Here is a 26,509-nt window from a genome sequence, read left to right on the forward strand (position 1 = left end):
AAATCACTTCTATGGTCTTGATTGGAAATCAGCTTAAAACCTATGTAGTTAGTCGTCTGACTTCTTGGTCTTCAATAGACACGCCATTTTTTTAGAAGCTGATCATACATCAGCTTCTTTTTGAATTTTAAAACAGAAATGAAAAAAACGGAAAAGTAAGTATTTTCTGAAAAATTAAACAAACATTTAAAAAAGTATGGATATAACTATCGAACTGAGTGTATTATGAATACATACAAAATGTATAAATATAAAACGAATATTAGCGAAGTGTTTATTGGTATTCACCTTGTATTAAATGAAGTCAAAAAGGGCTAAGAGGGGAGAGGGGAAATGCATGGCCATAACAATAAAAGATGTGGCACAGTTAGCGAATGTTGCACCTTCAACAGTTTCTCGAGTGATTGCAAACAATCCTCGGATAAGTGAAAAAACAAAGGTACGGGTACGTAAGGCGATGAGTAAATTAGGATACCATCCAAACTTCATTGCACGCAGTCTTGCCAATCAATCTACCAGGATCATTGGCTTGGTATTGCCAAGTTCGTCAAATGATTATTATCAAAATCCGTTTTTTCCGACGATCCTTCAGGGTCTAAGTGAAGGAGCTCAGGAAAATCATTATTCCCTGTTGCTAAACACGGGAAAAACAGAAGATGAAATCTACGAAGGAGTAGTGAATATGGTGCAGGGGGGGATGGTTGATGGAATTATCCTGATGTATTCAAGGATGAACGATCACATTCTGACCTATTTGAGAGCAAGGGCTTTTCCATTTGTGATCATTGGGAAACCCTATGATTTTCTCGAGGAGATAACATATGTTGATAATGATAATGTCTTGGCTGCCGAACAGGCAACGGATTACCTCATACAGCTAGGGCATGAGAGGATTGGATTCATCGGAGGTGACATAACCCTTGTGATGACCCTTGATCGTTTGTCAGGATATGAACGGGCATTGAAGAGGGCTGGAATCGATCGAAGGGGGGAATATACCCAGCATGAAGATTTTTTGCATGAAGGGGGACAAACAGCTGCAAAAAGGTTACTATCCATCGATGAACCGCCAACCGCTTTGGTGGTCAGTGATGATCTTATGGCACTTGGCATCGTGCATTCACTTCGCGAGATGGGCGTGCGCACTCCTGAAGAAATTTCAATCGTCAGCTTCAATAACGTTCTTTTCTCTGAACTGTCATTACCAGCCCTGACTTCCGTAGATATCAATATTTTTGATTTGGGATATCAGGCCGCTAAGGGCATCATTCAAATGCTGCAGACTGGAGATGCTCCCGCTGGGACCATCATTCCACATCATTTCGTGGAAAGGCATTCCTGCAGATCAATCAAGCAAGGTGCAATGGCCATGACTTATTGAACGAAAAGGGCATTGCATAAAAGCAATGCCTTTTTTCCCTAGAAATGCACACTGAAACTTTTGAATGCATGTACACCCGTTCCGTGTCTAACCAAATTATTCTCTTTAAGGTATTGAATGGCTTCAAGGACTTTCACAAAGATCCCTGGTTCGAGGCCGAGTTGGTTGTGTCCGCCATATATTTTGGATACTGCCTTGATTTTTGCGATTTTTTCTAATGAATTCACAAGGTCTTCAGGGCTTGTAGAGGGATAAAATGCATAAACTGGAGTATCTGAATAAAGCAGGTCGCCAGTAAATAAATAACCTGTTTCATTATCCAAAATTGAGATGTGGCCAGGTGAATGCCCAGGTGTGTGATAAATCCCTAAACTGCGGTTCCCAAGTTCAATCGTGTCCCCATCCGATAAGAGCCTATCAGGGGGCCCCTGGTATGGCTTGTATGTAGAAGGATCGAATGATTCGGGTATGGGGACAGTGATATCCCGGGCCATGTTCTTTCTTATTTGTTCCAAGGACAAACCTTCAATGCCGTTGATCAGCCAGTTGGCATCATCACCATGAACATAAATTGTCTCATAATCCCCATGACTGCCAATATGATCCGCATGAACGTGTGTCGTCAGGACGATAATCGGAAGATCGGTTAGCTGGTCTGTAATCCGCTTAATCGAACATATGCCTAATCCTGTGTCGATTAACGCAGCTCGGGTCTCCCCAAGTAATAAAAAGGAATGAACCTTCTCCCAATGACCATATTCACTGATTGCAAACGTTTCTGAGTCCAATTCCTGAACGGTGAACCATGGATCTACAATATTTTTCAAAAATGAATCCACTCCTTCCCATTCATATATTCCGCATTAACCGGAAATATCCTGCTTGAAAGACAAAAGCAGTGGATTTGTGATATCCACTGCTTTTGAAAGGGGAAAACTTATCCGTTTACCACGCTCCCGCCGTTTACGTGGATGACTTGTCCGCTGACATAGGATGAATCATCACTTGCCAAATATACATAAGCTGGTGCTAATTCCTCTGGCTGCCCTGCACGGCCCATTGGAGTATCCTGGCCGAATTTGGCAACATCCTCTTCCCCGAATGAGGCAGGAATCAGCGGTGTCCAGATCGGTCCAGGCGCAACACCGTTCACTCTGATGCCATCTTTTGAAATGGAGTTCGACAGGGCCCTTGTAAATGCCAATATTGCACCTTTTGTTGAAGAGTAATCGATTAGTTTTGGGTTGCCTTGATAGGCTGTGATAGAGGTTGTATTAATGATGCTGCTTCCTTTTTTAAGATGCTTCAATGCAGCTTTAGTTAAGTGGAACATCGAGAAAATATTCGTGCGAAACGTTTTTTCCAATTGTTCAGCTGAAATGTCAAGGATACTTGTTTGCACATGCTGTTCACCGGCGTTATTGACTAAAATGTCCAAACCGCCAAATTCATCAACCGTTTTTTTGACGACATCCTGGCAGAAGGCTTCATCACCGATATCTCCGGAAATGAGTAAACATTTCTGACCTTCTTTTTCAATCAATTCTTTTGTCGCTTTGGCATCCTCGTGTTCATCCAAGTATGCAACTGTCACATTCGCTCCTTCCTTGGCGTAATAAATGGCAACCGATTTACCAATTCCGCTGTCTCCTCCTGTTATGATTGCCGTTTTACCTTTTAGTTTGCCGCTTCCTTTGTAGGCAGCTTTAACAGAATCAGGGTTAGGTTCCATTTTTGTTTCCAATCCAGGTTGATGCTGTTGATGTTGAGGTGGAAATCCTTGTTTGTTCTGATTTTGGTTAGTCAAGATTAAAACGCCTCCTGTTTAATTATCTATGCTTTTTCTATTCCTTTTTTAGAAAAAAGAAAACATGGGAAAAATGACCAATTGTTTTGGGGGGTTATTTATATAACTAAGGGAACATGACTAGTCTTTCCATGTTACATGAAGGAGATTCATTTGAAGAATAAGGGGGAAGACGGCTATTGGGGCAATGCAAATAAAAAAAGACCCACCCAAAGGTGAGGCCTTCATACTTAGCGGTAATTTAAGAATTGTACATCAATGGACAGATCAGCGCCCCGGATTGCGGAAATGATTCCTTGCAAATCGTCCCGGTTCTTACCTGTAACACGGATTTGATCATCTTGGATTTGGCTTTTCACTTTCAGACCGCTGTTTTTAATGATGGTATTGATTTTTTTTGCTTGTTCCTTATCGATGCCTTGAATCAACTTAGCACGTTGGCGAACGGTTCCGCCAGAAGCTCCTTCTAATTTGCCATAGTCCAGGTTCTTGACTGGTACGTCACGTTTAATGAGTTTACTAATGAGAACATCCTTCAGCTGTTCAAGCTTATATTCATCGTCGGACACTAAAACAAGATCTTCTTTTTCAATGGTGATGCTGCTTATACTCCCTTTAAAATCATAGCGTGTTTGTATTTCCTTCATAGCCATGGTAACTGCATTCGTTACTTCTGAAAAGTCTACTTTCGAAACAATATCAAATGAATTTTCCTTTGCCATCACTTACCTCCAGCAGGTTTTATTTCCTTTATTATAGAGAAAGTGTGATAGGAAGACAACTATCTAAACCATATTAAAAAAGCGAGGGGACAAGCCCCTCGCGTCATTTATGGTCTGTTTTCTTCGAATAGGAGTGCTTACCCGCAACAAGATTTTCCTGATAGGCGACATTTTTTTCAGCATTTCTCGCCTGGTTATCTTTTGGCCTTTTGTTGTCATCGGTTGTTTTTGACATAGAGAAAACTCCCTTCCATTATCTGATCAATATATATTGTTCACAATAATGGAAGGGAGTATGTATGTTTATGATTTCTCAGGGGTATCGTTTAAGAAGAAGAGGGCAATTGTACCAGGACCGGCATGTGCACCGATGACGGAGCCGATTGTATGGATCATGAAATTGGTTGTCCCGAATTCATTTTGAATGGCTTCCTTCCATTCCATGGCAGTCGCTTCATCATCACCATGACTGATGGCAATCGTTTGGTTTTTTAAATTTTTTCCTCTTTCGTGCATTAATTCGATTACACGTTTAATCAATTTCTTTTTGCCGCGTAACTTTTCCAGCGGAACAAGCTTCCCATCTTCTACATGCAATAACGGTTTAATGTTTAATAAACCGCCAACAAGGGCAGATGTTTTGGAGATGCGGCCGCCACGGGCCAAATATTCAAGGTTATCTACAGTGAATAGATGCTCCATATGCCGGGTTTGGAATTCTATGTCAGCTAAAATTTCTTCTTTAGTGGCACCGTTTGCTGCTAGATCGGCTGCTTTCTTCACAATTAATCCGACGCCCATCGAAGCGCATTTTGTATTGACGATTTCAATGTCAAGGTCAGGGTACTCTTCCTTCACCTGATTAAGAATCATCACTGCCGTTTGATATGTTCCTGATAACTCAGAGGAAAAGGCTATATATATCCCTTGTTTTTTCTCTTTGGCAAACTGTGTGAAAAGTTCTATTAAGCATTCCGGGGAAGCTTGCGATGTTTTCGGGGATTTTCCCTCAATCATCGCCTGATAGACTTCGTGAGAATTAATGGTAAGTAAATCTTCATAATTTTTCCCGTCAAGATGGACTTGTAAAGGAATTAATGAAACATTGTTTTCCTTATAGAAAGACAACGGCAAATCACATGCACTATCTGCAAGAATTGTGATAGCCATAATACACCTGCTTTCCTTTTTACAATTTTTAGAAATGAGTGGACACTCTACAATTTAGTGTAGCACGTAACGGTAAAAATTCAATCTCTACATAAATAGAATAAATAATTAAGGGTAAAAAGATAATAGAATAAGGGTGAAATGGAGGTTTTTAGGATGTACAGTGGTGAAATGAAGAAAATTATCATAGTTGTGGTCGGAGCATTACTTAATGCCATCGCAATGAACTTTTTTCTAATACCGGCAAACGTATATGCAAGCGGCTTTACAGGAGTGGCCCAGCTTCTATCGAGGATGATTGGTTCTTTTGCTCCTTTTAATTTATCGACAGGTATTCTATTGTTTTTATTGAACATTCCAGTAACGATCATTGCTTGGCGAAAGGTTGGAAAGTCTTTCACTTTTTATAGTTTCCTCAGCGTTGTCTTGATGTCCTTCTTTATGGAAATCATTCCGATTACACGCTGGTCACCTGACATATTATTAAATGCGGTATTTGGCGGCGTCATAGCTGCAGTAGGTGTGGGGATCACCTTGAAATACGGTGCATCGACTGGCGGAATGGATATTATCGCCATGCTTCTGTCACGGAAGAAAGACAAACCCGTCGGTACTTATTTATTTCTGCTGAATGGCGTGATCATTGTAACGGCAGGTGCTGTATATGGACCGGAAAAAGCTTTGTACACACTTGTTACCCTTTACACATCGACCCGGGTCGTTGACGCGATTCATACACGGCATGAAAAGCTTACTGCCATGATCATTACAAAGAAAAGTGAAGAACTTAAACAGGCAATCCATGCTAAATTAGTTCGCGGAATCACAAGAGTTCCTGCAAAAGGGGCGTTCACCAACGAAACTAAGGAAATGTTATTGATTGTCATTACAAGGTATGAATTGTATGACCTTGAAAAGATCATCAAGGAAGTGGATCCACACGCTTTCACAAACATCATAGAAACTTCAGGCATTGTTGGAACTTTCCGCAGGGAATGATATGAACAAAAAATTAAGGCCATTACACTTCTATTACAAAAGGCAATATTTAGGCGTTTTAAGTTTAATGCCTGTATCAAACGGCTAATTCTTATATTGTAGCGCCAATTTAAAGTCTTATGAAGGAGTGATAAAAATGGCTAACGACGAAAAAATGAGCAGACAGGAAGCAGGTCGTAAAGGCGGGGAAGCCACTTCTAAAAATCACGACAAGGATTTTTACCGGGAAATTGGACAAAAGGGTGGAGAAGCTACGTCGGATAATCATGAGAAGGAATTTTATCAAGAAATTGGACAAAAGGGCGGAGAAGCCACCGCAGATTCCCATGGTAAAGACTTTTATAAAGAAATTGGTGAAAAAGGCGGTAAAGCACGAAATAACAATTAACAAAGCGAAAGCCTCCAGGATTCCTGGAGGCTTTCACGTTATTTAGAGTGGTTTTCCAGCTCTTCCTGGAGTTCTCGCAGTTGTGCTTTTTCGGCCTCGCTCGTATTGGCAAAGGCTGATGAAAGAGCGTTTTTAGCGATTTCCTCTGTCTTGCGCTGGTCACCGTCATGCTCAGAGTGGAGAGCATTTTTAGCGATTTCCTCTGTCTTATGCTGGTCACCGTCATGCTCAGAGTGGAGAGCTTCTTCAACAAATTCCCTTGCCTTTTGGAATAAATTGTTTCCCATTAGAAGCCACCATAGCTTTGTTCTGACATAATTCTTAACCTGTCTTTTTCAGCCTCTTCAAACGTAGTGTGATAAGGGATTTTTTCGGCATGCCTGGCAACACTTTCTTTGCCTTGCTGTACAAATCGTTTAGATTTACTGCTTTTACCCATTCTTATCTCCTCCGATTCTGAGCGTTGTCGACAACGGAATGGAAGCTGTTGTCCATTTTAGTTTGGCTTGAAAGAGAGATATTATGAAGGTAAAAAATGACGTATTAGGAATTAGGCTTTTATATTGAATTTTTCTTCGAGGAAGACCGCTATACCATCCTCTTCATTCGTCAATGTAGTCGTATTTGCTACCGTTTTTACAGGTGAAATCGCATTTCCCATGGCCACCCCGGTTCCCGCAAAATCAAGCATTTCCAAATCATTATCTTCATCACCGAAAGCGATTATCCTGTTTTGAGGAATTTCCAGATAGTTGGATACACGTTTTAAACCTACCGCTTTACTTAACCCGCTTTTTATTATTTCGATGATATGAAAAGGCTCTGCCCAGCGGCGGTGATCGACCAATTCTGCATGGACATCGGATAAATGCTGGCGAATCTGCCCAACGAATTCACTATCTGTGTGAATTAGCATCGAAGTTGGGGAATCCTGAAGGTAATTGCGCAAGTCACCTGTCTTCATGGTCGGATTTCCTACATTGAACATGTTCATCAACTTTTCATCATGATAATGAACATAAACATCATCTCGGACTTCTGCTATGATGTTGTGGTATTTAAACTGATCACACGCTTCAACAATTTCTTTGGCAACACTTATATCCAATGGAGAGTGATATACCCCCCAGCTTGTATGCAATGGGTGATGGACGAAAGCGCCATTGAAATTAACGATGGGTGTAGTCAACCCCAATTCCCGGTAATAAAGTTCACTTGAGCGAAAAGGACGCCCGGTAGCGATCATAACTTCGTGTCCATCTTCTTTTAGTTTTAAGAGTGTTTTTTTAGTCCTTGAAGAAATGGTTTTGTTATCTGTAAGTAAAGTACCATCAAGATCCAATACGATTAAATGTTTCTCAGCCATGTACACACCTTCTGTTCTTTTTGATTTCATTATATGCAAATATTGTTAAGCCCATTTTAAAGTAAATGTAAATCTTTTTCATTCTTTATGCATTCCTGTATGATATTACTATATCCAAAATCATGATGATTAAAGCGAAGCTCAGGTTTAAGGAGCGGAATGATGAATGCCAATGCCATTTTGATAATGGTATTGAAAAGACCGGAACAAATTATTCGGAGGGGTTAATTTGATAATTATTGAAAAAGAACTAATTGGACATATTCCTGTATTGCACATAGGTGAAGGAACCACTTTCAATCAGGAATTGCCGGTTATTATTTTTATACATGGTTTCCAAAGTGCAAAAGAACACAATCTTCACTATGCTTATTTATTGGCCGAAAAGGGTTTTCGTGTGCTTCTTCCCGATGTGATCCATCATGGGGAAAGGGGAGCTGGTTTGAGTGATTCTCAAATGATGCCCCGTTTTTGGGAAATGGTATTACAGACAATCCAGGATTTATCTTTGTTGAAGGATGATTTATTATCCCGAAAATTAATTGATCCTGACAGAATCGGCGTAGCTGGTACCTCTATGGGGGGAATAGTGACTAATGGGGCCCTGGCTGCCTATGAGTGGATATCCGCCGGAGTCAGTTTAATGGGAAACCCATCATATGTCGCGTATGCAGAGCTCCAAATTACGGAGATTAAGAAAAGGAAAGTTAATTTCCCAGCTACTGATGAGGAAGTTTCCATGGTGATTGAACAGCTCAAGCCATTTGATTTGAGTCTGAATCAGGATAAGCTTTCAAACCGTCCGCTTCTTTTTTGGCATGGTGCCAAAGATCCGATTGTGCCTTATCAACATGCATATCGTTTTTATGAAGCTGTCAAAGCAGGGTATAATGAGGCAGATGAAAAAATTGATTTCATCCTTGATTCTAAGGCTGGGCATAAAGTGAGTAGGGAAGGCGTACTTATGACTGCAGACTGGTTTGCGAAACATTTACTGTCAACTGTGCAAAATGCTTAAGTACTCACTCAAAATCTGTTATGATTCTAATACGGACATAAAATATAGTCTAAAATGGACATAATGATGAAACAGACTATCTAAAACGAAGAGATTTTCCATGAAAGGAGTGATTGAAGTGGATCAAGATACAAAAGACATTATATTTGGAGCTTTGGAGCAGGTCATTGACCCTGAGCTTGGCATAGATATCGTTAATTTAGGCTTGGTATATGATGTGGATATGGATGAGGAAGGTCTGACTACCGTGACGATGACATTGACTGCCATGGGCTGTCCGCTAGCTGGCACGATCGTCGATCAAGTCAAATTGGTTCTGGAAGATATCCCAGAGGTAAAGGAAACGGATGTGAAGATTGTCTGGAGTCCGCCATGGACTAAAGACAAAATGTCCAGGTATGCTAAAATTGCATTAGGCATCAAATAATAATTCTATATAGAAATGAAAAGCCAGTCAAAAAACAGTGAATCCATTCAATTGAGTCACTTATTATGGTCTGGTTTTTTCTAATACTTTCGGCTAGGAGTGGTTAATTGAACAGTCAAATTAAAGATTCATTGGACAGGCCACTAAGGGATTTAAGGATTTCAGTCATAGATCGCTGTAACTTTCGCTGCCAGTATTGCATGCCTGCTGAAATTTTTCATGAGAACTTTCAGTTCCTGCCTAAAAGTGAGCTATTATCTTATGAGGAAATTGTAAGGCTTTCTAAAATATTCGCAAGCTTAGGGGTAAAAAAACTAAGGTTGACAGGCGGGGAACCATTACTCCGGAGAGATCTCACCACTCTGATTACAAATCTCGTCAAAATCGAAGGTATTGAAGATATTGGACTGACTACGAATGGTGTCTTCTTGAAAAAATATGCCGTGAATTTGAGGGAAGCTGGTTTGCAAAGGGTGAATATCAGCTTAGACAGCCTCGATGATGAACTTTTCAAGAAGATGAACGGCAGGAATATCGGCATAAAGCCTGTTATTGAAGGCATCGCAGCTGCCAAAGAAGCTGGGCTTGGCGTTAAAGTGAATATGGTAGTGAAAAAAGAAACCAATGAATCTCAAATCCTGCCGATGGCCCGATTTTGTAAAGAAGAGGGCATTCAATTACGCTATATAGAATTCATGGATGTCGGACATACAAATGGCTGGCAGTTGAAGAATGTCATTACGAAAAAAGAACTTCTTGAAATGCTCCAAACCGAATTTGATTTAGAACCGGTTGAAGAAGATTATTTTGGAGAGGTGGCAAAACGCTACCGTTATAAAGGCACTACTGCAGAAGTGGGCTTCATAACCTCGGTATCCGAGTCTTTTTGTTCAAGTTGTACACGTGCACGTCTCTCTGCTAATGGAAGTTTATATACATGCCTGTTTAATGGAAAGGGACATGACTTGAAGTCATTGCTCCGTTCCGGCATGACAGATGAAGAATTAACCGGGTTCATCATTTCGCTTTGGAATCTTAGAGACGACCGCTATTCGGATGAGCGGGCAGCGGGAACGGCCAAGAAACAGGAAAAAATCGAAATGTCATTCATTGGCGGGTAATATACAAATACTCCTTCCGAATGAATAAAAAATGAAGGGATGGCAATTACGCCATCCCTTCATTTTTTTTATAGTTAATTTTGAACTTCTGATGCCAGTCAATGGACGAAATCGATTTTTATGCTTTTTTATGCATATTTATATTTTTTTATAGGAATCCATGGAAATGAAAATAATTAAATGGTCCTAGGGAAAATTCAGCCCTGAAATAAACGCCGATCATTTTCAGTCAGTACGGCATTATTTATTTATTTATTTACTGCTTTTTATGTGGGATTTAATCGATGGTACAGATTTCTATTGGACAGTTTTCACAGTCGATTTCCTGTTTCAAAAAATCAAAGTCAAGAATCGTAATGCGCCCCTTTTTAATGGAGATGACATTGTTTTTCCTTAATTGAGATAGCATTCGATTGACTACCTCGCGGGATGTGCCGCAAAAATTGGCGAGTTCTTGGTTTGTAAAAGGAAGATTGATAACTTTTCCGTCTTCTGCTTCAGTGCCATAACTATTGGATAAACGGATAAGGGTGGAGTAAAAGGCACCTTTCTTGCCGTGCAGGAGCATATCGCGGAATTTAGCCTGATTTTTACGGTTCTGAGCCGATAACCATGTCATCATCTCGACTGCAAGATGGCTATCTGAGGCGATTTTCTTTTCTAATGCTTCTTTGGAGATTACCGCAACAGATCCATCTTCCATCATCTTTGCGTTCATCATATATTTAGGGTTTGGAGAAAATAAGACTGTTTCCCCAACCAAATCATTCTCCGAACTAATGCGTATAGTTAATTCCCGACCGTCAGGAACAACCTTACTCACTTCTACTGTACCTTTTAAAATGTAATACAAATCACTTGCTGGGGTGCTCTCGTGAAAAAGGTAGCTCCCTTTTTCCATATGTTTAACTTGCTGTTTATTATCTAAAATGGAATGCATCCGATTAGATAACGATAATTCATTCATGCAAATGACCACCTTTCCAAATGCCGTTAAAACTCACTCACTATTTGATTTAAACGGAAAAAACACTAACAGTCAACAACTTTGGATAATTCTAGGAATTTAGATGGATAAATTTTCATTTGAAATATTAGTTTAGAATTTTATAAAAATACATTTGATTTTATTTTTATTCAGTCTTATAATAATAGAATCAAAGAATGACAGGGACCTGAAATTATAGGAGATGGTTTTATGAACGTATCAATAGTAGGTGCAACGGGTTATGGAGGAATGGAACTAATAAGATTCTTGAATAATCATCCGCAATTTAAAATAAAATCATTGCATACTTCTTCCCAATTTGGCCGAAGTTTATCTGAAGAAAATGCACATTTCATGCATATGAAAGACAAATTAGAAGAAATTGACCCGGAAGCGATTGCAAAAAAATCCGATATTGTATTTCTTGCAACTCCTTCTGGTGTTTCCTCGCAACTGATTTCGGAATTTTCTGACCTTGATATTAAAGTAATCGACCTATCAGGAGACCTCAGGCTTCAAGCTCCAGGTGAATATGAACACTGGTATAAAAAACCAGCAGCGCCTCAGCACATTATTGAGGAAGCCGTATACGGATTGACTGAATGGAATGCCGAAGCAATAAAAAAAGCAACGATTATTGCAAATCCAGGGTGCTACCCAACCGCATCACTCTTAGGTCTTGCCCCTTTATTCATTGAAGGATTGGCCGGAGCAGCTGCCGATGTGATTATCGATGCAAAATCCGGGGTTTCCGGGGCGGGTAAATCACCTTCGGCAGTCACCCATTATAGTGAAATGAATGAGAACTTTAAGATATATAAGGTAAATCAACATCAACACATACCGGAAATCGAACAACAGCTTGGGAGATGGTCAACTGGTCTACAGCCTATTACCTTCAATACCCATCTTGTTCCAATGACAAGAGGGATTATGGCGACGATGTATATAAAGGTAAATCGGGAAACCTCAAATGTTGAATTAAAGGATTTATACGAAACTGTTTACGAGAACCACCCATTTGTCCGAATACAGCCCCTTGATCGCTTTCCATCCACAAAACAAGTATATGGATCGAACTTTTGCGACATTGGCGTTGATTATGATGAAAGAACAGGTAAGGTAACGGTGGTTTCAGTTATTGATAATTTAGTGAAGGGTGCTGCAGGGCAGGCCATTCAAAATGCAAATATATTAATGGGACTAGAAGAAACGGCAGGACTATGGAACAGTCCGCTGTATCCGTAAACTTTGGAGGAAAAAAAATGAAAACATTACAGCCAGTTGAAGAAATCAAACAAATTCAAAAAGGAAACATTTTAATGCCCCAAGGGTTCAAAGCGGCAGGTGTACATGCAGGATTACGCTATTCCAAAAAGGACGTTGGCATCATTTTTACCGATGTCCCAGCATCAGCCGCGGCGGTTTATACACAAAATGTTGTTCAAGCCGCTCCAATCAATGTAACGAAAGACAGCATAGCCGTTAATGGAAGGCTTCACGGTATTGTAGTGAATAGTGCTTGTGCGAATGCTTGTACAGGTGAACAGGGGTTAAAAGATGCAAATGAAATGAGGAAGCTTGCGGCTCAAAAGTTCGGTTTGAAGGACCATTCATTTGCAGTGGCTTCAACGGGAGTCATAGGGGAATTCATGGAAATGGAAAAAGTAAAAAAAGGCATAGAGTCATTGCAGCCAGAAAATACACCTGAAGCTGCTGAAGCTTTTGGTACAGCCATTTTAACAACGGATATTGTAACGAAGAGCTGTGGCTATGAAACGATTATTGACGGAAAAACCGTGAAAATGGGCGGTGCTGCGAAGGGGTCGGGAATGATTCATCCAAACATGGCCACAATGCTTGGTTTCATTACGACGGATGCTGTAATTGAACCGGATGATCTACAGCAAGCACTTTCCTCCATTACAAATGATACATTCAATCAAATCACGGTTGATGGTGATTGTTCAACGAACGACATGGTGTTAGTGCTCGCGAATGGAGAAGCAAACAATGAACCTTTGACACCTGACCATCCTGAATGGTCCATTTTCTTGGAATTATTAAAACAAACTTCCGAAAATCTCGCCAAACAAATTGCGAAAGACGGAGAAGGTGCCACAAAACTGATAGAAGTGAATGTTCATGGCATGCCTGCGAAGCAAGATTCACAGATGTTGGCGAAGACGATCGTTGGGTCAAATCTAGTGAAAACGGCAGCTTTTGGAGCGGATGCAAACTGGGGACGAATCATCGCTGCAATGGGTAGAAGCGGAGTGGAATTCAATCCGGATCAAACAACGATCGTTTTTGGCGATATCGTCGTACTTAATGATGGTGAGCCGGTAATGTTTTCTGAGGAAGAAGCCAAAGTATACTTGGAAAATGAAAGTATCATCATTAATGTTTATTTGAAAGATGGTAATGAATCAGGAACGGCTTGGGGCTGCGATTTAACCTATGATTATGTGAAAATAAACGGGAGCTATCGTTCGTAAGAGGTGAAAAGTATGGACATATTAGTTATAAAGTGCGGCGGAAGCATCATTAATGAGTTATCGGAGTCTTTTTTCAATAGTGTTAAAGAGTTACAAAACTGCGGGTACCATATTGTCTTTGTGCATGGAGGCGGCCCTGATATAAATTCAATGCTTGAAAAATTTGAAATTGAACCAGTATTTGAAGATGGTTTAAGAAAAACGACCACAGAAGTGCTGGAAATTGTGGAACTTATGCTGGCAGGCAAATCGAACCGCAGCCTTGTTCATAAATTGGAATCCCATGGCATCAAGGCAATCGGTTTAAATGGCTCTGACGGTGGAATTCTTACAGGTGATTATATCAATGAACAGAAACTTGGAGCTGTTGGTGAGATACAACAAGTCAATACGGAATTATTCGGACTATTATTCGAAAAAGGTTATTGTCCGGTATTGACGCCCATTTCAACAACCGAAGAAGGCACTATATTAAATGTGAATGCCGATATGGCTGCAGGGTCTGTAGCAAAGGCATTATCGGCTGATATGTGTTTATTTGTGACCGATGTTAAAGGGGTCTTGAAAAATGGGCAGATCATTGACAGATTGAATGAAACAGAAACGAATAATTTAATAAATGATGGTAGCATCCATGGGGGAATGATCCCGAAAGTCACTACAGCGCTGTCGGTGCTGAATAAAGGGATTGAAGAAGTGATGATCGTTAGTGGGAAAGATCATTTTTATCAAGACGGACAATTCATCGGTACGAAATTTCTTCAGGAAGAAGGGGTATTTCAATGAGTAATATATTTCCAACATATGCAAGGTGGAACATTGAGCCAACAACAGCGTCAGGATTGAAGATTACGAGTACAGCAGGTAAAGAGTATCTGGATTTCACATCCGGAATCGGGGTTTTGAATCTTGGACATTGTCATGAGTTGGTAAAATCGGCCATCACGGAACAGCTTAATAAATATTGGCATGTATCAAACATGTTTCAAAGTTCCCTACAGGAACGGACGGCAAAAATGCTGGCTGATGCCTCTGGTTTAAGTCAGGTGTTCTTTGCCAACAGCGGTGCCGAGGCGAATGAGGCAGCTATCAAACTAGCACGTAAAGCTACCGGGAAAAGCAAAATTGTCACATGTCAGCAGTCTTTCCATGGCCGTACGTTTGCAACGATGGCTGCAACGGGGCAGGAAAAAATCAAGACTGGTTTTGGACCGATGCTAGCTTCGTTCGACTATGTTCCATTTAATGATAATGACGCCATGACTGCAGCCATCGATGAAAATACGGCAGCTGTTATGATTGAAATTGTTCAAGGAGAAGGCGGCATCCATGTTGTACAGCAATCATATCTGGACACGATTCAAAAACAATGCCAAAAACACGGAGCTCTCCTTATCATAGATGAAATTCAGACTGGAATAGGACGTACAGGGAAACCATTTGCATTCCAGCATTTCAATATCCAACCGGACATCATCACTACAGCAAAGGGGCTGGGAAATGGCTTGCCAATCGGGGCGATGATTGGGAAGGAAGCACTTTCTGAGTACTTTAACCCTGGAAGTCATGGATCCACTTTTGGAGGTAATCCCGTTAGTGTCTCGGCTGCCGAAGCCGTGTTAAAGGAAATTTTCCAATCAGGGTTTTTAAAAGAAACCGTTAAAAAGGCTGAATACCTTGAGAGCGAATTGGCAAAAGCATTGAAGGACATGGAAGAAGTGAAAGAGATTCGGGGTCTGGGAATGATGGTCGGAATTGAATGTAAACAAGATGTTCAGGTGTTTTTAATGGAACTGCAAGAAGAGGGCTTACTTGTATTGAGTGCAGGTCCTAAAGTGCTTCGTTTACTCCCATCCCTGACAGTTACCGAATCGGAGATCGATATGGCGATAAATAAAATAAAAAAAGTATTGGCAATAAAACAAACTATCTAAATTTATTGAATTTTTATGGAACAAAATGAATAATTATGCTATCGTATATATAAATATACATCATCTAAAGAGGTGAAGATCATGAAAAGCTATCTATATTTAGAGAATGGTTCCGTCTTTGAAGGGGAACTGCTGACTAAATCGACTGAAAAAACAATCACTGGAGAGATTGTCTTTTTCACAGGAATGACCGGATATCAAGAAGTGTTGACAGATCCTTCATATAAGGACCAGATTGTCATCTTCACATACCCGCTAATCGGAAATTATGGAATCAATGAACATGATTTTGAAAGTAAGAAGCCGCATGTTGCCGGTGTGATTGTATATGAAGGGAATATGAGCCATTCCCATTATCAAGCTAAATATTCACTTGGTGAATATTTAGACAAGTGGAACATTCCTCTTTTAAGCCATGTTGACACAAGAGCGGTCGTTAAGAATATAAGACAGGAAGGTTCCATGCAGGCAGTCATCACAGCGGAAGAAGAATACACTGTCGTACCTGGCCTGGTTGGTTTATCAGCCCACGTTTCTGAGGTATCCACAAAGGTTGTCGAGAGTTTTGGGGAAGGCGACAAGCACGTGGTAATGATGGATTTCGGCTATAAAAAATCCATATTGGATTCATTGGTAGAGCAAGGCTGCCGAGTCTCTGTCGTACCATTCGATACTGAATTCGAACAAATCAAGGACTTGAAGCCAGATGGAATTTTGCTTTCAAATGGGCCTGGGGATCCAAAACAGCTTGAATACCTTTTAGGAAACATTAAAAAGATCATTACGAATTTTCCAACGATGGGCATTTGCCTAGGTCATCAATTAACGGCCCTTGCCTTAGGTGGAAATACAAAGAAAATGCTGTTTGGACATCGCGGTGCGAATCAGCCCGTGGTCGATTTGAAAACGAAAAAGGTGTATATGAGTTCGCAGAATCATAGTTATGAGGTTGATGAACCGAGCTTACAAGGAACATCGTTGCAAGTGAGATTCAGAAACGTGAATGATAACACGGTTGAGGGGCTCATGCATAAAGACTTGCCTATCTTCACTACCCAATACCACCCAGAGGCAAATCCAGGACCTATCGAGAGTTCATTACTATTCAATGACTTTTTACAAATGATAAATGATTATAGCGGGAGAGAAAAAGCTTATGCCTAAGGACGACACGATACAGACTATTTTAGTGATTGGTTCGGGGCCGATTGTCATCGGGCAGGCCGCCGAATTCGATTATGCAGGTACACAGGCCTGCCTTGCTTTAAAGGAAGAAGGATATAAAGTCATACTGGTCAACAACAATCCTGCAACGATCATGACTGATGATATGAATGCGGATGCTGTTTATTTCGAACCTTTAACAGTTGATGTACTGGAAAAGATCATTTCCAAAGAAAAGCCGGATGGCCTGCTCGCTACATTAGGCGGTCAAACAGGATTGAATCTTGCTTATCAATTGGATGATGCCGGGATACTTGAAAAATATAAAGTCAAATTACTGGGAACTCCGATCGACTCCATCAAAAAAGGGGAGGATCGTGAACTGTTCCGTGAGCTGATGTTTGAAATAGGTGAACCCGTTCCCGACAGTACAATTGTTCATACACTTGAAGAAGCGTTGGCATTTGCTGACAAAATCGGTTTCCCCATCATCGTTCGTCCCGCTTATACACTTGGCGGAACTGGCGGTGGGATTGCTGATTCACTGGATGCCTTTAAGGAACTTGTACGGGGCGGACTGCAAGAAAGCCCGATAACACAATGCTTGATTGAAAGAAGCATAGCTGGTTATAAGGAAGTAGAATATGAAGTTATGCGAGATGGCAACAATACGTGCATCACCATCTGTAATATGGAAAATATCGATCCGGTAGGGATTCATACAGGTGATTCGATCGTCGTGGCACCATCACAGACTTTATCGGACGATGAGTTTCAGATGCTGCGTGCCGCTTCCATTAAAATCATTTCTGCTTTAGGTATCATTGGTGGCTGTAACATTCAATTTGCACTTGATCCGAATAGCAAGCAATATTATTTAATAGAAGTAAACCCGCGTGTCAGCCGTTCATCGGCACTAGCTTCCAAAGCAACAGGTTATCCCATAGCCCGCATAGCTGCCAAGCTCGCTGTCGGCTACAATTTATCGGAGCTCATCAATCCAGTAACGAAAAGCACTTATTCAAGCTTCGAACCTGCTCTTGACTATGTAGCTGTGAAGTTCCCGAGGTGGCCATTCGATAAATTCACGAGCGCCAACCGCAAATTGGGAACACAGATGAAGGCGACTGGTGAGGTGATGGCTTTACACCGCAGCTTTGAGGGAGGAGTCCAAAAGGCCGTCGATTCTTTGGAATTGAAAACGATTGGGCTGCAGCTATCATCGCTAAGAAATAAAACAGTTCCTGAACTTTGGGGAAAGCTTGCCGAAAAATCTGATGAACGAATCTTTGTCATTTTTGAAATGCTTAGAAAAGGCGTGACGATTGAAGAAATCCATGAAGCGACAGCCATAGATTATTTCTTTCTTAAATCCTTTGCTTCATTGATCCAAAACGAAATGGAAATTGAAGCTAAGGAAATCGATCAGGTAACAAGGGAAGAACTTCAATCTTACAAGGAAAAGGGCTTTTCTGATCGCTATCTTGCATCCGTATGGAAAGTAAATGAAATGGAAGTGAGAGCGCACCGGAAATCACTGGGCGTAACTGCTGTCTACAAAACGGTTGATACATGTGCAGCCGAGTTCGAATCACATACGAACTATCATTATTCAACATATTTTGGTGAGAACGAACAGAAAAAAACGGCTAAAAAGAAAGTGTTGATGATTGGCAGCGGTCCGATCCGCATCGGACAGGGAATTGAATTTGATTACTGTTCGGTTCACGGTGTTTATGCACTCCAAGATGAAAATGTCGAAACGATCATGATCAATAATAATCCGGAAACGGTAAGCACGGATTTTGCGACGGCAGACCGCCTATATTTCGAACCTTTAACTCTTGAATATGTTCTGAATGTAATAGAGGCGGAAGATATTGAAGATGTTATCGTCCAATTCGGTGGGCAGACTGCGATAAACTTGGCAAAAGGCCTGGAAGAATACGGTGTCAATTTGTTGGGGACATCATTCGATACACTTGATCAATTGGAAGACCGTGATCGTTTTTATCAGCTCCTTCAAAAACTGGATATCCCCCATGTACCGGGCTCAATGGCTAATGGTGAAGAACAATTAATTGCCAGTGCAGAGGGAATCGGTTTTCCAGTGCTCTTACGCCCATCCTATGTAATTGGCGGCCAGGGCATGGAAATCATCCGCTCCAAGGAAAGCTTATTGAATAGAATCGCAAATGGATCGGCACTTGTATATCCCGTGTTGATCGATTCCTATATTCCAGGGAAGGAAGCAGAAATCGATTTGATTGCGGATGGAAACGATGTATACATTCCCATCATTGCTGAACATATAGAGAAAGCAGGCGTCCATTCAGGGGATAGCATGGCGTTATTGCCAGCTCAATCCTTAACGGATGATATCAAAGATAAAATGACCTTTTATGCTAAAAAACTAGTTAGGGAACTTGGTTATAAAGGACTCATGAACATCCAATTCGTAATCGAGGGAAATAGTGTATATGTATTGGAAGTGAATCCTCGCGCCAGCCGGACAATTCCAATCATAAGTAAAGTGACTGATGTATCCTTGGTGCAAATAGCGACAAAAATATTGCTCGGGAAATATTCATTGTCGAATGTGTTCGAAAAAACGGGCTTAATGGAAGAAATTCCATATGCTGTCGTCAAATATCCGGTATTCTCTACATTTGCACTAAGCGGACTTGATTCGAAGGTAGGTCCGGAAATGAAATCAACAGGTGAAGGAATTGCCATCGGAGAAACGGTAAATGAAGCGTTGTCAAAAGTATTCCATGCTCAAAAAGCTAAACATACTTCAGGTGTTTATCAATCCGGATCAGTCCAATTAAATGAAGATTTGGTAATGCAAATCAAAGAAGCTGGTTTGACAGTGGGGAATTCAGACTTTGATAAATGGTTAAATGAAGGAAACGGCGCAGTCGTTTTGGCATATGGAACAACGGAAGAAGATAAGAAGCTAAGGTTACTTGCAGCGAAATACAGACTGCTTGCATTTACGGAAGAAGAGACTTTCAAGGCCTATCTACAATCGTTAGAAAATGCTGATCCAGGGGTTACCTCGCTTCAGGAATGGCTTATACCATATTCGAAAGGAGTGTCACACGTATGAGTTCAATGACGGCACCGACACAAGCGAAGATATTAAATGGAAAAGATTTTTTAACCATGAAGGAGTCTGCACCAACGGCAATTGCAGATTTGTTAAAGCTAGCGCAGACCATTAAAGCCAAATTGCATGCTGGTGAAGAATATACTCCTTTAAAAGGGAAAACGCTGGGGATGATCTTTGAAAAATCGTCTACCCGTACCCGTGTATCTTTTGAAGTAGGCATGATGCAGCTTGGCGGACACGCTTTGTTCTTAAGCGGCAATGACTTGCAAATTGGGCGTGGTGAAACTATTTCCGATACTGCAAAAGTCCTTTCTGAATATATTGATGGCATCATGATTCGTACCTTCGAGCATGAAAAAATCCTGGAATTGTCAGAAAATGCATCTATCCCAGTTATCAATGGGTTAACAGATCTTGCGCATCCTTGTCAGGTGCTTGCAGACTTCTTGACGATCATCGAGATAAAAGGGCAGCTAAAAGGCTTGAAGATGAGTTATATCGGTGATGGCAATAATGTTGCCAATTCATTGATGGTAGGCTGTGCAAAAATGGGAATGGATTTTTCCATCGGGTGTCCTGAGGCCTACAAACCTGATGAAAAGGTCGTAGCCTATGCCCAAAAAGTGGCAGAAGAGACTGGCAGTGAAATTGTGGTGACAACCTCAGCATCGGAAGCCATAAAAGATGCGGATATCGTCTATTCCGATGTATGGACCTCCATGGGGCAGGAAATCGAGAATAGTATCCGCTTAGAAGCTTTTAAAGATTACCAAATCAATGGTGAACTTGTAAAATTTGCCAAAGAAGATTATTTATTCATGCATTGCCTGCCTGCGCACAGGGAAGAAGAGGTAACGGCTGAAGTCATCGATGGACCTAATTCCGTCGTATTCCACCAAGCCGGAAATCGTCTGCATGCCCAAAAGGCGGTTCTGGTGGATTTAATGTCATAACAAAAAAACGTCTGCTCCCTGAGCAGGCGCTTTTTGATTCAAGCCGCTTTCCTGTATGTTCTTAATTTTTCTGACATGAATGTAAGGATACTGGTAATAATAACGGGGAAAGCATGTAAAAGGGGTGAAATCTATGGGGCAAAATCGCCAATTTAAGCCAGGTCAGAAGGCACCTAATAATGGGACCTACGTAGAAATCGGTGAAACGGGCAGCACGGTAGTGAATCCGAAAATGGTAAAGCTTGATGCAGGGGATTCTTTTCCTGAAACATCCAATCATAACCGGATTTGGACATATAAGCGGAAGCCATGAAACATCTAAAAGCAGGAAAAAGGAATGATCGCCATCCTTTTTCCTGCTTTTTCCTATTCAGGAATAACCGAATATTTTCGAGATTTCCAAACAGCTCTTTCTTAAATAATCGCTTAAGGGATCTTCATGATGATCTGGAATGCTTTCGGTGAACCCGACGGCAGTGATCGCTCCCAACAATTCTGAATTATAATTAAAAACCGGAATGGACATGGAGGAAACAGAAGGTACAAGAGGCTCTTTGGCAAAAGCTATTTTGTATTTCCGAATTTCATGATATTCATCCGTTTCTTTAAGGAACGAGCCTGTAACATTACGATCTTTTTCAATCCATTCGGCTGTCAAGGAAGGATCCTGAAAAACAGTGAATACCTTTCCGGATGAGGATGAAGGGGGAAGACGCGTACCTAACTGTGCCCCGATGTTTAAGTTTTGGTTTGAATTCCAAATTTTCGCCGTGATTGGTCCATCGTATGTCCAAACGGAAAAAAGGACTGTGCAAGAAGTATGGTGACTGATTTCCTGTAAGTAAGGAGTTATTCTGCTCGTGACATCCTCATTTCCTATTGCTGCCATGCCGTATTGAATCAGTTTGCTCCCAAGGTGATACATACCGGTTGTCTTATCGCGATATAGCAACTCAAGCTGAGTCAAAGTATTCAAATACTTATAGAGGTTACTTTTCGTTATTTCCGTTAATTCTTGAATATCAGAGAATCTTAAAGGAGTCCTTTGGGAAGCAAGTAAATCTATGATGCTCATCCCTATTTGTAATGATTGAATCGTCGAACCGGATTTTACGATTTCCATAAGTCAATCTCCCTAATCTGTTTTAATTTAGGTCTAGTATATCAGAATCTGTAAAATATAAATGGAATTTAGCACGAAAAACCGCCGTCTGCTTGAAGCTATCAATAACCTTTCCTGTTAAATAAAAAAATTCAGATGATCCCGAAGTACTCATAATGGTGTAGATGATAACATTTGCACAAAAATTCGCAATACTTTCTTGACAATATTCCGAAAATTAAGTTACTATTTATATAAATAGTGAACAAAGTTATCTATAAGTGAAAGTGATGAGGTGTATAGCCATCCAAATGCTGGTTTGTGAAGTGAATCCAGCAGAATTAGGATAGTGGCATCAAAGATTGGTTTTTAAAAAAATCAAGATGAATAAAGGAGAATGAAATATGAAACTAGTAACTTTCAGCAGTCAAGGATTTAAACGTATTGGTGCAATTTACCCGAATAATGTAATAGTTGACTTGAACTATGCCTATCAAGCGCTACTTGAAAGCGAAGGGAAACTTCGCAGTGAACAAATCGCTGAAGCGTATGTCCCAGCAACAATGGAGGCGTTTTTACAGGGAGGGAATGAAAGCCTTTCCATCGCGAAAAAGGCTGCGGACTACGCTATTAACAATCGTGATTCCTTCAGACATAAATTGGTGCATGAAATTGAAAATATCAAGCTTGAGGCACCTGTCCAAAAGCCAGGCAAAATTATTTGTGTAGGACATAACTACCGTGAGCACATTGCTGAAATGGGTCGTGAACTGCCGCCATTCCCTGTGGTATTCGCAAAGTTCGCCAATACAGTAATCGGTCCCCAGGATGATATACCGTTTTTCCCAATCTCAGAACAACTAGATTATGAAGCGGAATTCGCTTTTGTAGTCGGACAAAGAGCACGTAATGTATCCAAAGAGGATGCTCTTGATTATGTGGCTGGTTATACAATTGCGAATGATGTAACGTACCGTGATATCCAACGGCGTACACTTGAGTGGCTTCAAGGGAAAACGGTTGAAGGAAGTGCTCCGATGGGGCCTTGGTTAGTCACTTCCGATGAACTATCCGATCCATCTGGCTTAAATGTCCGATTAACGGTAAATGGTGAAGAACGCCAAAAAACGAATACAGCCAACTTCGTATTCGATGTGAAGTATTTAGTTGAATTTTTATCGAATTTAATGACTCTTGAACCAGGTGACATCGTACTCACAGGAACACCTGGTGGGGTAGGAGTAGCCCGTGACCCACAAGTATTCTTAAAAGATGGTGACGTTGTCAAAATCGAAATCGACAAAATAGGTTATCTTGAAAACCGTGTGCAACGTGTCGGGGAGGGAAAATAAAATGGCTTATCAGGAAATCGGGACATCAATCCAATCGGTTCAACAATCAATCGACCACATTCTTGAAACAGTGACAAACCTACCGGAAGAAACGATCAGATTTAAGCCGACAGATGATGAATGGTCAATCATGCAGATACTTTCCCATTTAGCTGAGGCCATTCCATATTGGTTAGGTGAAGTGGAAACAGTAATAGCGATGCCTGGAGCCAAATGGGGGCGTGGATTGCAAGATCCAGCCCGATTGGCAGCAGTTACCGATACTGACAAAATCGCTGTTGATGATGTCATGAAGCAAGTGGAGGAGCTTAAATATAAAGTGGAGAGCAGTCTCGGAAATCTTGATGAAGAAACACTATCCAAAGAATCGCCACACCGGAATTTCGCTAAATTCGGAAACAAACCAGTTTCTTATATTGTCGATCACTTCATCGATGAGCATGTTTCAGGACACTATGATCAAATTAAGCGAAATCTTTCTAAAATCCAGTGAGGAAAGATAAAAAAGAAAGAAGGGATAAATATGGCTGGAAAATCGGAATACATGGACAGTTCAATCGTAAAAGATTTTACAAAGGATATTCAGCAGTATAACCTTGGGCCACTGTGGGAAGCCATTCCCGCTTTGATGGACCATGAACCTAAACCTCATGCACATGCTTATTTATGGAAAGAAGAGCTTTTGACAAAAAAATTGATGGAAGCGGCTGAAATCTTCACACCTGACCGGGGAGGGGAGCGCAGGGCCATTTATTTTCAAAACCCTGGCCTCACTTATCGCCAGCCTTGGGGATGGGCTTCGACGACACAAACGCTTTATGCAGCAGTTCAGCTATTATTGCCAGGTGAAGTGGCCCCTTCTCACCGTCACTCCCAAAGTGCACTTCGTTTCATTACGAATGGTGAAGGTGCCTACTCCATCGTGCAAGGAGAAAGGATATTCATGGAAGAAGGAGATTTCTTGATCACGCCTAAAAACCTATGGCATGGTCATGGACATGTTGGCGAAAAACCAATGATTTGGATGGATGCCCTTGATATCCCGACCATCTATTCCATAGGTGGCACTTTCTTTGAACCATATCCAGATCGGATTGAAACGCCTAAACGTCCGGATAATTTTTCAGAGCTCCGTTATCAAGGCGGAATGGTTCGTCCAGTATCCGACCGTTATTCACAAGTGGCACCGCTTGCCAATTACAAATGGAATGGCACAAAAGCAGCGATAGAAGGATTAATGAATTTCGAGCCGGACCCATATGAAGGTTTTGCCGTGGAATATATCAATCCATCAAATGGCCAAACGGCCAATCCGACGATGGGGGCATGGATGCAGAAACTTCCTAAAGGTTTCCATACGAAAGCACATCGCCATACCCATTCCACAATTTATCAAGTGCACCAAGGATCAGGCTATACAGTTATTAATGGAGTGCGTTTTGACTGGTCCAAGGGAGATTATTTCGTCGTTCCGAATTGGGCATGGCATGAGCACGTTGCAGAAGCTGATTCTTACTTATTCTCGGTAAACGACCTACCAATAATGGAGAGATTCGATTTGGAACAGCAACAGTCATTAGACACAAACAATGGTTACCAAAAGATTGAAAGTGAATTCAAGCCTGTTTTGGTTTAAAAGTAATCTGTTTTGGACTTTCAGCTTGATCCTGATGAATATATGGAGGGCCAGCCGAATGAAAACGCTTACTGTGGCATTGGTCCGCAACTTTGGCTAAAAGCAACTAACAGGGGGAATTGATGATGAGCAAAGAAAAAAAACCATTCATAGTTATCGGTGGGGGAATTGGCGGTTTGGCAACTGCTTTAGGAATTGCAGAAACTGAACAGTATGTAAAGGTCCTTGAACAAGCTCCTGAATTTGGGGAAATTGGTGCAGGGATTCAGCTTGCAGCAAATGCCACCAATGTATTGCAGCGTTTAGGCGTTATGGATAAAATCAATGAAATTGCAGTATTTCCAAAAAGGTTGGTGCTGATGGATGCCTTTTCCGGCAAGGAGCTTTCCGCTTTGGATTTAGGTGATGTTTATAAAGAAAGATATGGAGCGCCGTATGTTGTCTTGCATCGTTCCGATTTGCATAAAGTACTGGCTGAAGCCTGTGAAAATAACCCGTATATTGAACTGGTTACGAACCAAACCATTATTGAAACAGTAGAAAATGAAGGTGAAGTTACTGTTACTGCTGCTAACGGGTCTAAACATTCAGGAACTGCTGTCATTGGAGCCGATGGATTATGGTCCAAGGCACGAAAACTTTTTGTGGAAGATCAACCGATCTGCTCTCAATATGTTGCATACAGGGGAGCGATTCCGATGGAAGAGGTTACGAGCCATGGAGATTTAGATGATGTATATATGTGGATTGGGCCAAACCTTCATCTTGTTCAATACCCAGTTAGAAGGGGGGAACTTTACAACCAAGTAGTGGTGTTCAAAAGTTCTCAATACACGGAAGAAAATGAAAAAACTGATCAATGGGGAACCCCGGAAGAAATGGACAGTGTATTTGCCGGAACATGTGAGCTTGTTCAGAATGCGATTTCATTCATTCAAAGGCAACGCCGCTGGCCGATGTATGACCGGTTACCAATTGATAATTGGACTAAAGGAAGGGTTACGCTTACGGGCGATGCGGCACATCCAATGCTTCAATACTTGGCTCAAGGGGCTTGCCAGGCTTTAGAAGATGCAGCTTATTTGTCGGATATGCTTCATAAGCATGGAAATGACATTGAACAGGCATTTTTGGAATATCAAGAGGAACGCATTCCGCGTACAGCTAATGTTCAAACGAGTGCAAGAATGTGGGGGGAAATCATCCACAATACGACCGATGCAGGTATTCTGCTCAGGGATACGATCCTTGCAGGTCGCACGGATAAAGATTTCCAATTCGTCGATGAATTTCATGGTTATAATAAAACGGCCGTAAAAGCATAAGCCGTTTTGTTTCATCCAAATCAGGGATTTTATACATTTTACA

General features: G+C 41.1%; 27 protein-coding genes and 1 pseudogene. 18 read left to right on the forward strand and 10 right to left on the reverse strand.

All coding sequences use genetic code 11. The features are described 5' to 3' along the window. Nucleotides 1–337 precede the first annotated feature (337 nt). Nucleotides 338–1,381 carry a LacI family DNA-binding transcriptional regulator gene (locus JNUCC41_RS14890; RefSeq protein ID WP_192203679.1) on the forward strand — a complete coding sequence of 348 codons (1,044 nt, stop codon included), beginning with the start codon at nucleotides 338–340 and terminating at the stop codon, nucleotides 1,379–1,381. A 38-nt stretch (nucleotides 1,382–1,419) separates the two neighbouring features. On the opposite strand, the gene JNUCC41_RS14895 is transcribed toward JNUCC41_RS14890, so the two are convergent. The 5 genes from JNUCC41_RS14895 to JNUCC41_RS14915 form a co-directional block, all read right to left on the reverse strand. Then, on the reverse strand, nucleotides 1,420–2,208 hold the full coding sequence (locus JNUCC41_RS14895; protein ID WP_430624066.1) for an MBL fold metallo-hydrolase: 789 nt from the start codon (nucleotides 2,206–2,208) through the stop codon (nucleotides 1,420–1,422). A 110-nt stretch (nucleotides 2,209–2,318) separates the two neighbouring features. Further along, entirely contained in the window at nucleotides 2,319–3,188 is an 870-nt protein-coding gene (locus tag JNUCC41_RS14900; RefSeq protein ID WP_192203681.1) for an SDR family oxidoreductase, read from the reverse strand. Nucleotides 3,189–3,418: 230 nt separating this feature from the next. Continuing rightward, nucleotides 3,419–3,910, reverse strand: a complete 492-nt coding sequence (locus JNUCC41_RS14905) for a YajQ family cyclic di-GMP-binding protein (protein ID WP_063232211.1) — start codon at nucleotides 3,908–3,910, stop codon at nucleotides 3,419–3,421. A 103-nt stretch (nucleotides 3,911–4,013) separates the two neighbouring features. Then, a complete protein-coding gene (locus tag JNUCC41_RS14910) occupies nucleotides 4,014–4,145 on the reverse strand; it encodes a DUF3941 domain-containing protein (RefSeq protein ID WP_192203682.1) in 132 nt (43 codons plus the stop codon). Nucleotides 4,146–4,213: 68 nt separating this feature from the next. Continuing rightward, complete coding sequence (locus JNUCC41_RS14915; protein WP_192203683.1) at nucleotides 4,214–5,080, reverse strand: DegV family protein; 867 nt, start codon at nucleotides 5,078–5,080, stop codon at nucleotides 4,214–4,216. A 156-nt stretch (nucleotides 5,081–5,236) separates the two neighbouring features. Here JNUCC41_RS14915 and JNUCC41_RS14920 point away from each other — a divergent pair, with 156 nt between their 5' ends. Both JNUCC41_RS14920 and JNUCC41_RS14925 read left to right on the forward strand, forming a co-directional pair. Continuing rightward, complete coding sequence (locus tag JNUCC41_RS14920) at nucleotides 5,237–6,079, forward strand: YitT family protein (RefSeq protein WP_192203684.1); 843 nt, start codon at nucleotides 5,237–5,239, stop codon at nucleotides 6,077–6,079. A 136-nt stretch (nucleotides 6,080–6,215) separates the two neighbouring features. Next, a pseudogene (locus JNUCC41_RS14925) lies at nucleotides 6,216–6,464 on the forward strand (KGG domain-containing protein); the annotation flags it as partial. A 41-nt stretch (nucleotides 6,465–6,505) separates the two neighbouring features. Here JNUCC41_RS14925 and JNUCC41_RS14930 read toward each other — a convergent pair. The 3 genes from JNUCC41_RS14930 to JNUCC41_RS14940 all read right to left on the reverse strand — a co-directional run bounded on the left by JNUCC41_RS14930 (nucleotide 6,506) and on the right by JNUCC41_RS14940 (nucleotide 7,833). Further along, nucleotides 6,506–6,754 (reverse strand): DUF3813 domain-containing protein, encoded by a 249-nt coding sequence (locus tag JNUCC41_RS14930; RefSeq protein ID WP_192203685.1) that lies wholly within the window; start codon nucleotides 6,752–6,754, stop codon nucleotides 6,506–6,508. Continuing rightward, complete coding sequence (locus JNUCC41_RS14935) at nucleotides 6,754–6,906, reverse strand: hypothetical protein (protein ID WP_164468789.1); 153 nt, start codon at nucleotides 6,904–6,906, stop codon at nucleotides 6,754–6,756. The genes JNUCC41_RS14930 and JNUCC41_RS14935 overlap by 1 nt, the downstream gene beginning before the upstream one ends. Before the next feature lie 111 nt (nucleotides 6,907–7,017). Then, on the reverse strand, nucleotides 7,018–7,833 hold the full coding sequence (locus tag JNUCC41_RS14940) for a Cof-type HAD-IIB family hydrolase (RefSeq protein ID WP_192203686.1): 816 nt from the start codon (nucleotides 7,831–7,833) through the stop codon (nucleotides 7,018–7,020). Nucleotides 7,834–8,062: 229 nt separating this feature from the next. Between JNUCC41_RS14940 and JNUCC41_RS14945 the strand changes: the two genes are divergently transcribed. From JNUCC41_RS14945 to moaA, 3 genes are all read left to right on the forward strand, one after another. After that, nucleotides 8,063–8,851 carry an alpha/beta fold hydrolase gene (locus tag JNUCC41_RS14945; protein ID WP_192203687.1) on the forward strand — a complete coding sequence of 263 codons (789 nt, stop codon included), beginning with the start codon at nucleotides 8,063–8,065 and terminating at the stop codon, nucleotides 8,849–8,851. 100 nt (nucleotides 8,852–8,951) lie between these two features. Beyond that, nucleotides 8,952–9,278: a metal-sulfur cluster assembly factor gene (locus tag JNUCC41_RS14950; RefSeq protein WP_430624067.1), complete on the forward strand. Its 327-nt coding sequence runs from the start codon at nucleotides 8,952–8,954 to the stop codon at nucleotides 9,276–9,278. Between the two features lie 107 nt (nucleotides 9,279–9,385). After that, nucleotides 9,386–10,399, forward strand: coding sequence for a GTP 3',8-cyclase MoaA (gene moaA, locus JNUCC41_RS14955; protein ID WP_192203689.1), 1,014 nt, complete (start codon nucleotides 9,386–9,388; stop codon nucleotides 10,397–10,399). Between the two features lie 277 nt (nucleotides 10,400–10,676). Here moaA and JNUCC41_RS14960 read toward each other — a convergent pair whose 3' ends face one another. Next, nucleotides 10,677–11,366 carry a Crp/Fnr family transcriptional regulator gene (locus JNUCC41_RS14960; RefSeq protein ID WP_192203690.1) on the reverse strand — a complete coding sequence of 230 codons (690 nt, stop codon included), beginning with the start codon at nucleotides 11,364–11,366 and terminating at the stop codon, nucleotides 10,677–10,679. Between the two features lie 231 nt (nucleotides 11,367–11,597). On the opposite strand from JNUCC41_RS14960, the gene argC reads away from it, so the two are divergent. The 8 genes from argC to JNUCC41_RS15000 all read left to right on the forward strand — a co-directional run bounded on the left by argC (nucleotide 11,598) and on the right by JNUCC41_RS15000 (nucleotide 21,364). Next, complete coding sequence (gene argC / locus JNUCC41_RS14965; RefSeq protein ID WP_192203691.1) at nucleotides 11,598–12,635, forward strand: N-acetyl-gamma-glutamyl-phosphate reductase; 1,038 nt, start codon at nucleotides 11,598–11,600, stop codon at nucleotides 12,633–12,635. 17 nt (nucleotides 12,636–12,652) lie between these two features. Beyond that, complete coding sequence (argJ, locus tag JNUCC41_RS14970) at nucleotides 12,653–13,885, forward strand: bifunctional ornithine acetyltransferase/N-acetylglutamate synthase (RefSeq protein ID WP_192203692.1); 1,233 nt, start codon at nucleotides 12,653–12,655, stop codon at nucleotides 13,883–13,885. A 12-nt stretch (nucleotides 13,886–13,897) separates the two neighbouring features. Then, the gene (gene argB / locus JNUCC41_RS14975) at nucleotides 13,898–14,671 is read left to right on the forward strand and encodes an acetylglutamate kinase (protein ID WP_192203693.1); all 774 of its coding nucleotides are present in this window, start codon (nucleotides 13,898–13,900) and stop codon (nucleotides 14,669–14,671) included. After that, complete coding sequence (locus JNUCC41_RS14980) at nucleotides 14,668–15,819, forward strand: acetylornithine transaminase (protein ID WP_192203694.1); 1,152 nt, start codon at nucleotides 14,668–14,670, stop codon at nucleotides 15,817–15,819. Before argB ends, JNUCC41_RS14980 begins: the two co-directional genes overlap by 4 nt. An 81-nt stretch (nucleotides 15,820–15,900) precedes the next feature. After that, nucleotides 15,901–16,983 carry a carbamoyl phosphate synthase small subunit gene (locus tag JNUCC41_RS14985; RefSeq protein ID WP_192203695.1) on the forward strand — a complete coding sequence of 361 codons (1,083 nt, stop codon included), beginning with the start codon at nucleotides 15,901–15,903 and terminating at the stop codon, nucleotides 16,981–16,983. Then, entirely contained in the window at nucleotides 16,976–20,095 is a 3,120-nt protein-coding gene (locus tag JNUCC41_RS14990; RefSeq protein ID WP_192203696.1) for a carbamoyl-phosphate synthase (glutamine-hydrolyzing) large subunit, read from the forward strand. The genes JNUCC41_RS14985 and JNUCC41_RS14990 overlap by 8 nt, the downstream gene beginning before the upstream one ends. Continuing rightward, entirely contained in the window at nucleotides 20,092–21,051 is a 960-nt protein-coding gene (gene argF, locus JNUCC41_RS14995) for an ornithine carbamoyltransferase (protein WP_192203697.1), read from the forward strand. The genes JNUCC41_RS14990 and argF overlap by 4 nt, the downstream gene beginning before the upstream one ends. Before the next feature lie 133 nt (nucleotides 21,052–21,184). Next, nucleotides 21,185–21,364 (forward strand): YjzC family protein, encoded by a 180-nt coding sequence (locus JNUCC41_RS15000; protein WP_034314546.1) that lies wholly within the window; start codon nucleotides 21,185–21,187, stop codon nucleotides 21,362–21,364. 57 nt (nucleotides 21,365–21,421) lie between these two features. Here the strand turns inward: JNUCC41_RS15000 and JNUCC41_RS15005 are convergent, their stop codons facing one another. Next, the gene (locus JNUCC41_RS15005; RefSeq protein WP_192203698.1) at nucleotides 21,422–22,174 is read right to left on the reverse strand and encodes an IclR family transcriptional regulator; all 753 of its coding nucleotides are present in this window, start codon (nucleotides 22,172–22,174) and stop codon (nucleotides 21,422–21,424) included. 383 nt (nucleotides 22,175–22,557) lie between these two features. On the opposite strand from JNUCC41_RS15005, the gene JNUCC41_RS15010 reads away from it, so the two are divergent. From JNUCC41_RS15010 to JNUCC41_RS15025, 4 genes are all read left to right on the forward strand, one after another. Further along, nucleotides 22,558–23,505, forward strand: a complete 948-nt coding sequence (locus JNUCC41_RS15010) for a fumarylacetoacetate hydrolase family protein (RefSeq protein ID WP_192203699.1) — start codon at nucleotides 22,558–22,560, stop codon at nucleotides 23,503–23,505. A 1-nt stretch (nucleotide 23,506) separates the two neighbouring features. Further along, a complete protein-coding gene (locus JNUCC41_RS15015; protein ID WP_192203700.1) occupies nucleotides 23,507–23,998 on the forward strand; it encodes a DinB family protein in 492 nt (163 codons plus the stop codon). A 30-nt stretch (nucleotides 23,999–24,028) separates the two neighbouring features. Next, on the forward strand, nucleotides 24,029–25,141 hold the full coding sequence (locus JNUCC41_RS15020) for a cupin domain-containing protein (RefSeq protein ID WP_192203701.1): 1,113 nt from the start codon (nucleotides 24,029–24,031) through the stop codon (nucleotides 25,139–25,141). Between the two features lie 125 nt (nucleotides 25,142–25,266). Then, nucleotides 25,267–26,466 (forward strand): FAD-dependent monooxygenase, encoded by a 1,200-nt coding sequence (locus tag JNUCC41_RS15025; RefSeq protein ID WP_192203702.1) that lies wholly within the window; start codon nucleotides 25,267–25,269, stop codon nucleotides 26,464–26,466. The last annotated feature ends 43 nt before the right edge of the window (nucleotides 26,467–26,509 follow it).

Source organism: Brevibacillus sp. JNUCC-41, from assembly GCF_014844095.1.
Taxonomy (GTDB): domain Bacteria; phylum Bacillota; class Bacilli; order Bacillales; family DSM-1321; genus Peribacillus; species Peribacillus aracenensis.

Coding starts and splice junctions, on each gene's coding strand:
- JNUCC41_RS15020 (WP_192203701.1), top strand. CDS start 24,029: ATGGCTGGAAAATCGGAATACATGGACAGTTCAATCGTAAAAGATTTT.
- JNUCC41_RS14890 (WP_192203679.1), top strand. CDS start 338: ATGGCCATAACAATAAAAGATGTGGCACAGTTAGCGAATGTTGCACCT.
- JNUCC41_RS14960 (WP_192203690.1), bottom strand. CDS start 11,366: ATGAATGAATTATCGTTATCTAATCGGATGCATTCCATTTTAGATAAT.
- JNUCC41_RS14915 (WP_192203683.1), bottom strand. CDS start 5,080: ATGGCTATCACAATTCTTGCAGATAGTGCATGTGATTTGCCGTTGTCT.
- JNUCC41_RS14950 (WP_430624067.1), top strand. CDS start 8,952: ATGAAAGGAGTGATTGAAGTGGATCAAGATACAAAAGACATTATATTT.
- JNUCC41_RS14910 (WP_192203682.1), bottom strand. CDS start 4,145: ATGTCAAAAACAACCGATGACAACAAAAGGCCAAAAGATAACCAGGCG.
- JNUCC41_RS15005 (WP_192203698.1), bottom strand. CDS start 22,174: ATGGAAATCGTAAAATCCGGTTCGACGATTCAATCATTACAAATAGGG.
- JNUCC41_RS14920 (WP_192203684.1), top strand. CDS start 5,237: ATGTACAGTGGTGAAATGAAGAAAATTATCATAGTTGTGGTCGGAGCA.
- JNUCC41_RS15000 (WP_034314546.1), top strand. CDS start 21,185: ATGGGGCAAAATCGCCAATTTAAGCCAGGTCAGAAGGCACCTAATAAT.
- JNUCC41_RS14940 (WP_192203686.1), bottom strand. CDS start 7,833: ATGGCTGAGAAACATTTAATCGTATTGGATCTTGATGGTACTTTACTT.
- argC (WP_192203691.1), top strand. CDS start 11,598: ATGAACGTATCAATAGTAGGTGCAACGGGTTATGGAGGAATGGAACTA.
- argJ (WP_192203692.1), top strand. CDS start 12,653: ATGAAAACATTACAGCCAGTTGAAGAAATCAAACAAATTCAAAAAGGA.
- JNUCC41_RS14980 (WP_192203694.1), top strand. CDS start 14,668: ATGAGTAATATATTTCCAACATATGCAAGGTGGAACATTGAGCCAACA.
- argF (WP_192203697.1), top strand. CDS start 20,092: ATGAGTTCAATGACGGCACCGACACAAGCGAAGATATTAAATGGAAAA.
- JNUCC41_RS14990 (WP_192203696.1), top strand. CDS start 16,976: ATGCCTAAGGACGACACGATACAGACTATTTTAGTGATTGGTTCGGGG.
- JNUCC41_RS15010 (WP_192203699.1), top strand. CDS start 22,558: ATGAAACTAGTAACTTTCAGCAGTCAAGGATTTAAACGTATTGGTGCA.
- argB (WP_192203693.1), top strand. CDS start 13,898: ATGGACATATTAGTTATAAAGTGCGGCGGAAGCATCATTAATGAGTTA.
- JNUCC41_RS14985 (WP_192203695.1), top strand. CDS start 15,901: ATGAAAAGCTATCTATATTTAGAGAATGGTTCCGTCTTTGAAGGGGAA.
- JNUCC41_RS15015 (WP_192203700.1), top strand. CDS start 23,507: ATGGCTTATCAGGAAATCGGGACATCAATCCAATCGGTTCAACAATCA.
- JNUCC41_RS15025 (WP_192203702.1), top strand. CDS start 25,267: ATGAGCAAAGAAAAAAAACCATTCATAGTTATCGGTGGGGGAATTGGC.
- JNUCC41_RS14930 (WP_192203685.1), bottom strand. CDS start 6,754: ATGGGAAACAATTTATTCCAAAAGGCAAGGGAATTTGTTGAAGAAGCT.
- JNUCC41_RS14935 (WP_164468789.1), bottom strand. CDS start 6,906: ATGGGTAAAAGCAGTAAATCTAAACGATTTGTACAGCAAGGCAAAGAA.
- JNUCC41_RS14905 (WP_063232211.1), bottom strand. CDS start 3,910: ATGGCAAAGGAAAATTCATTTGATATTGTTTCGAAAGTAGACTTTTCA.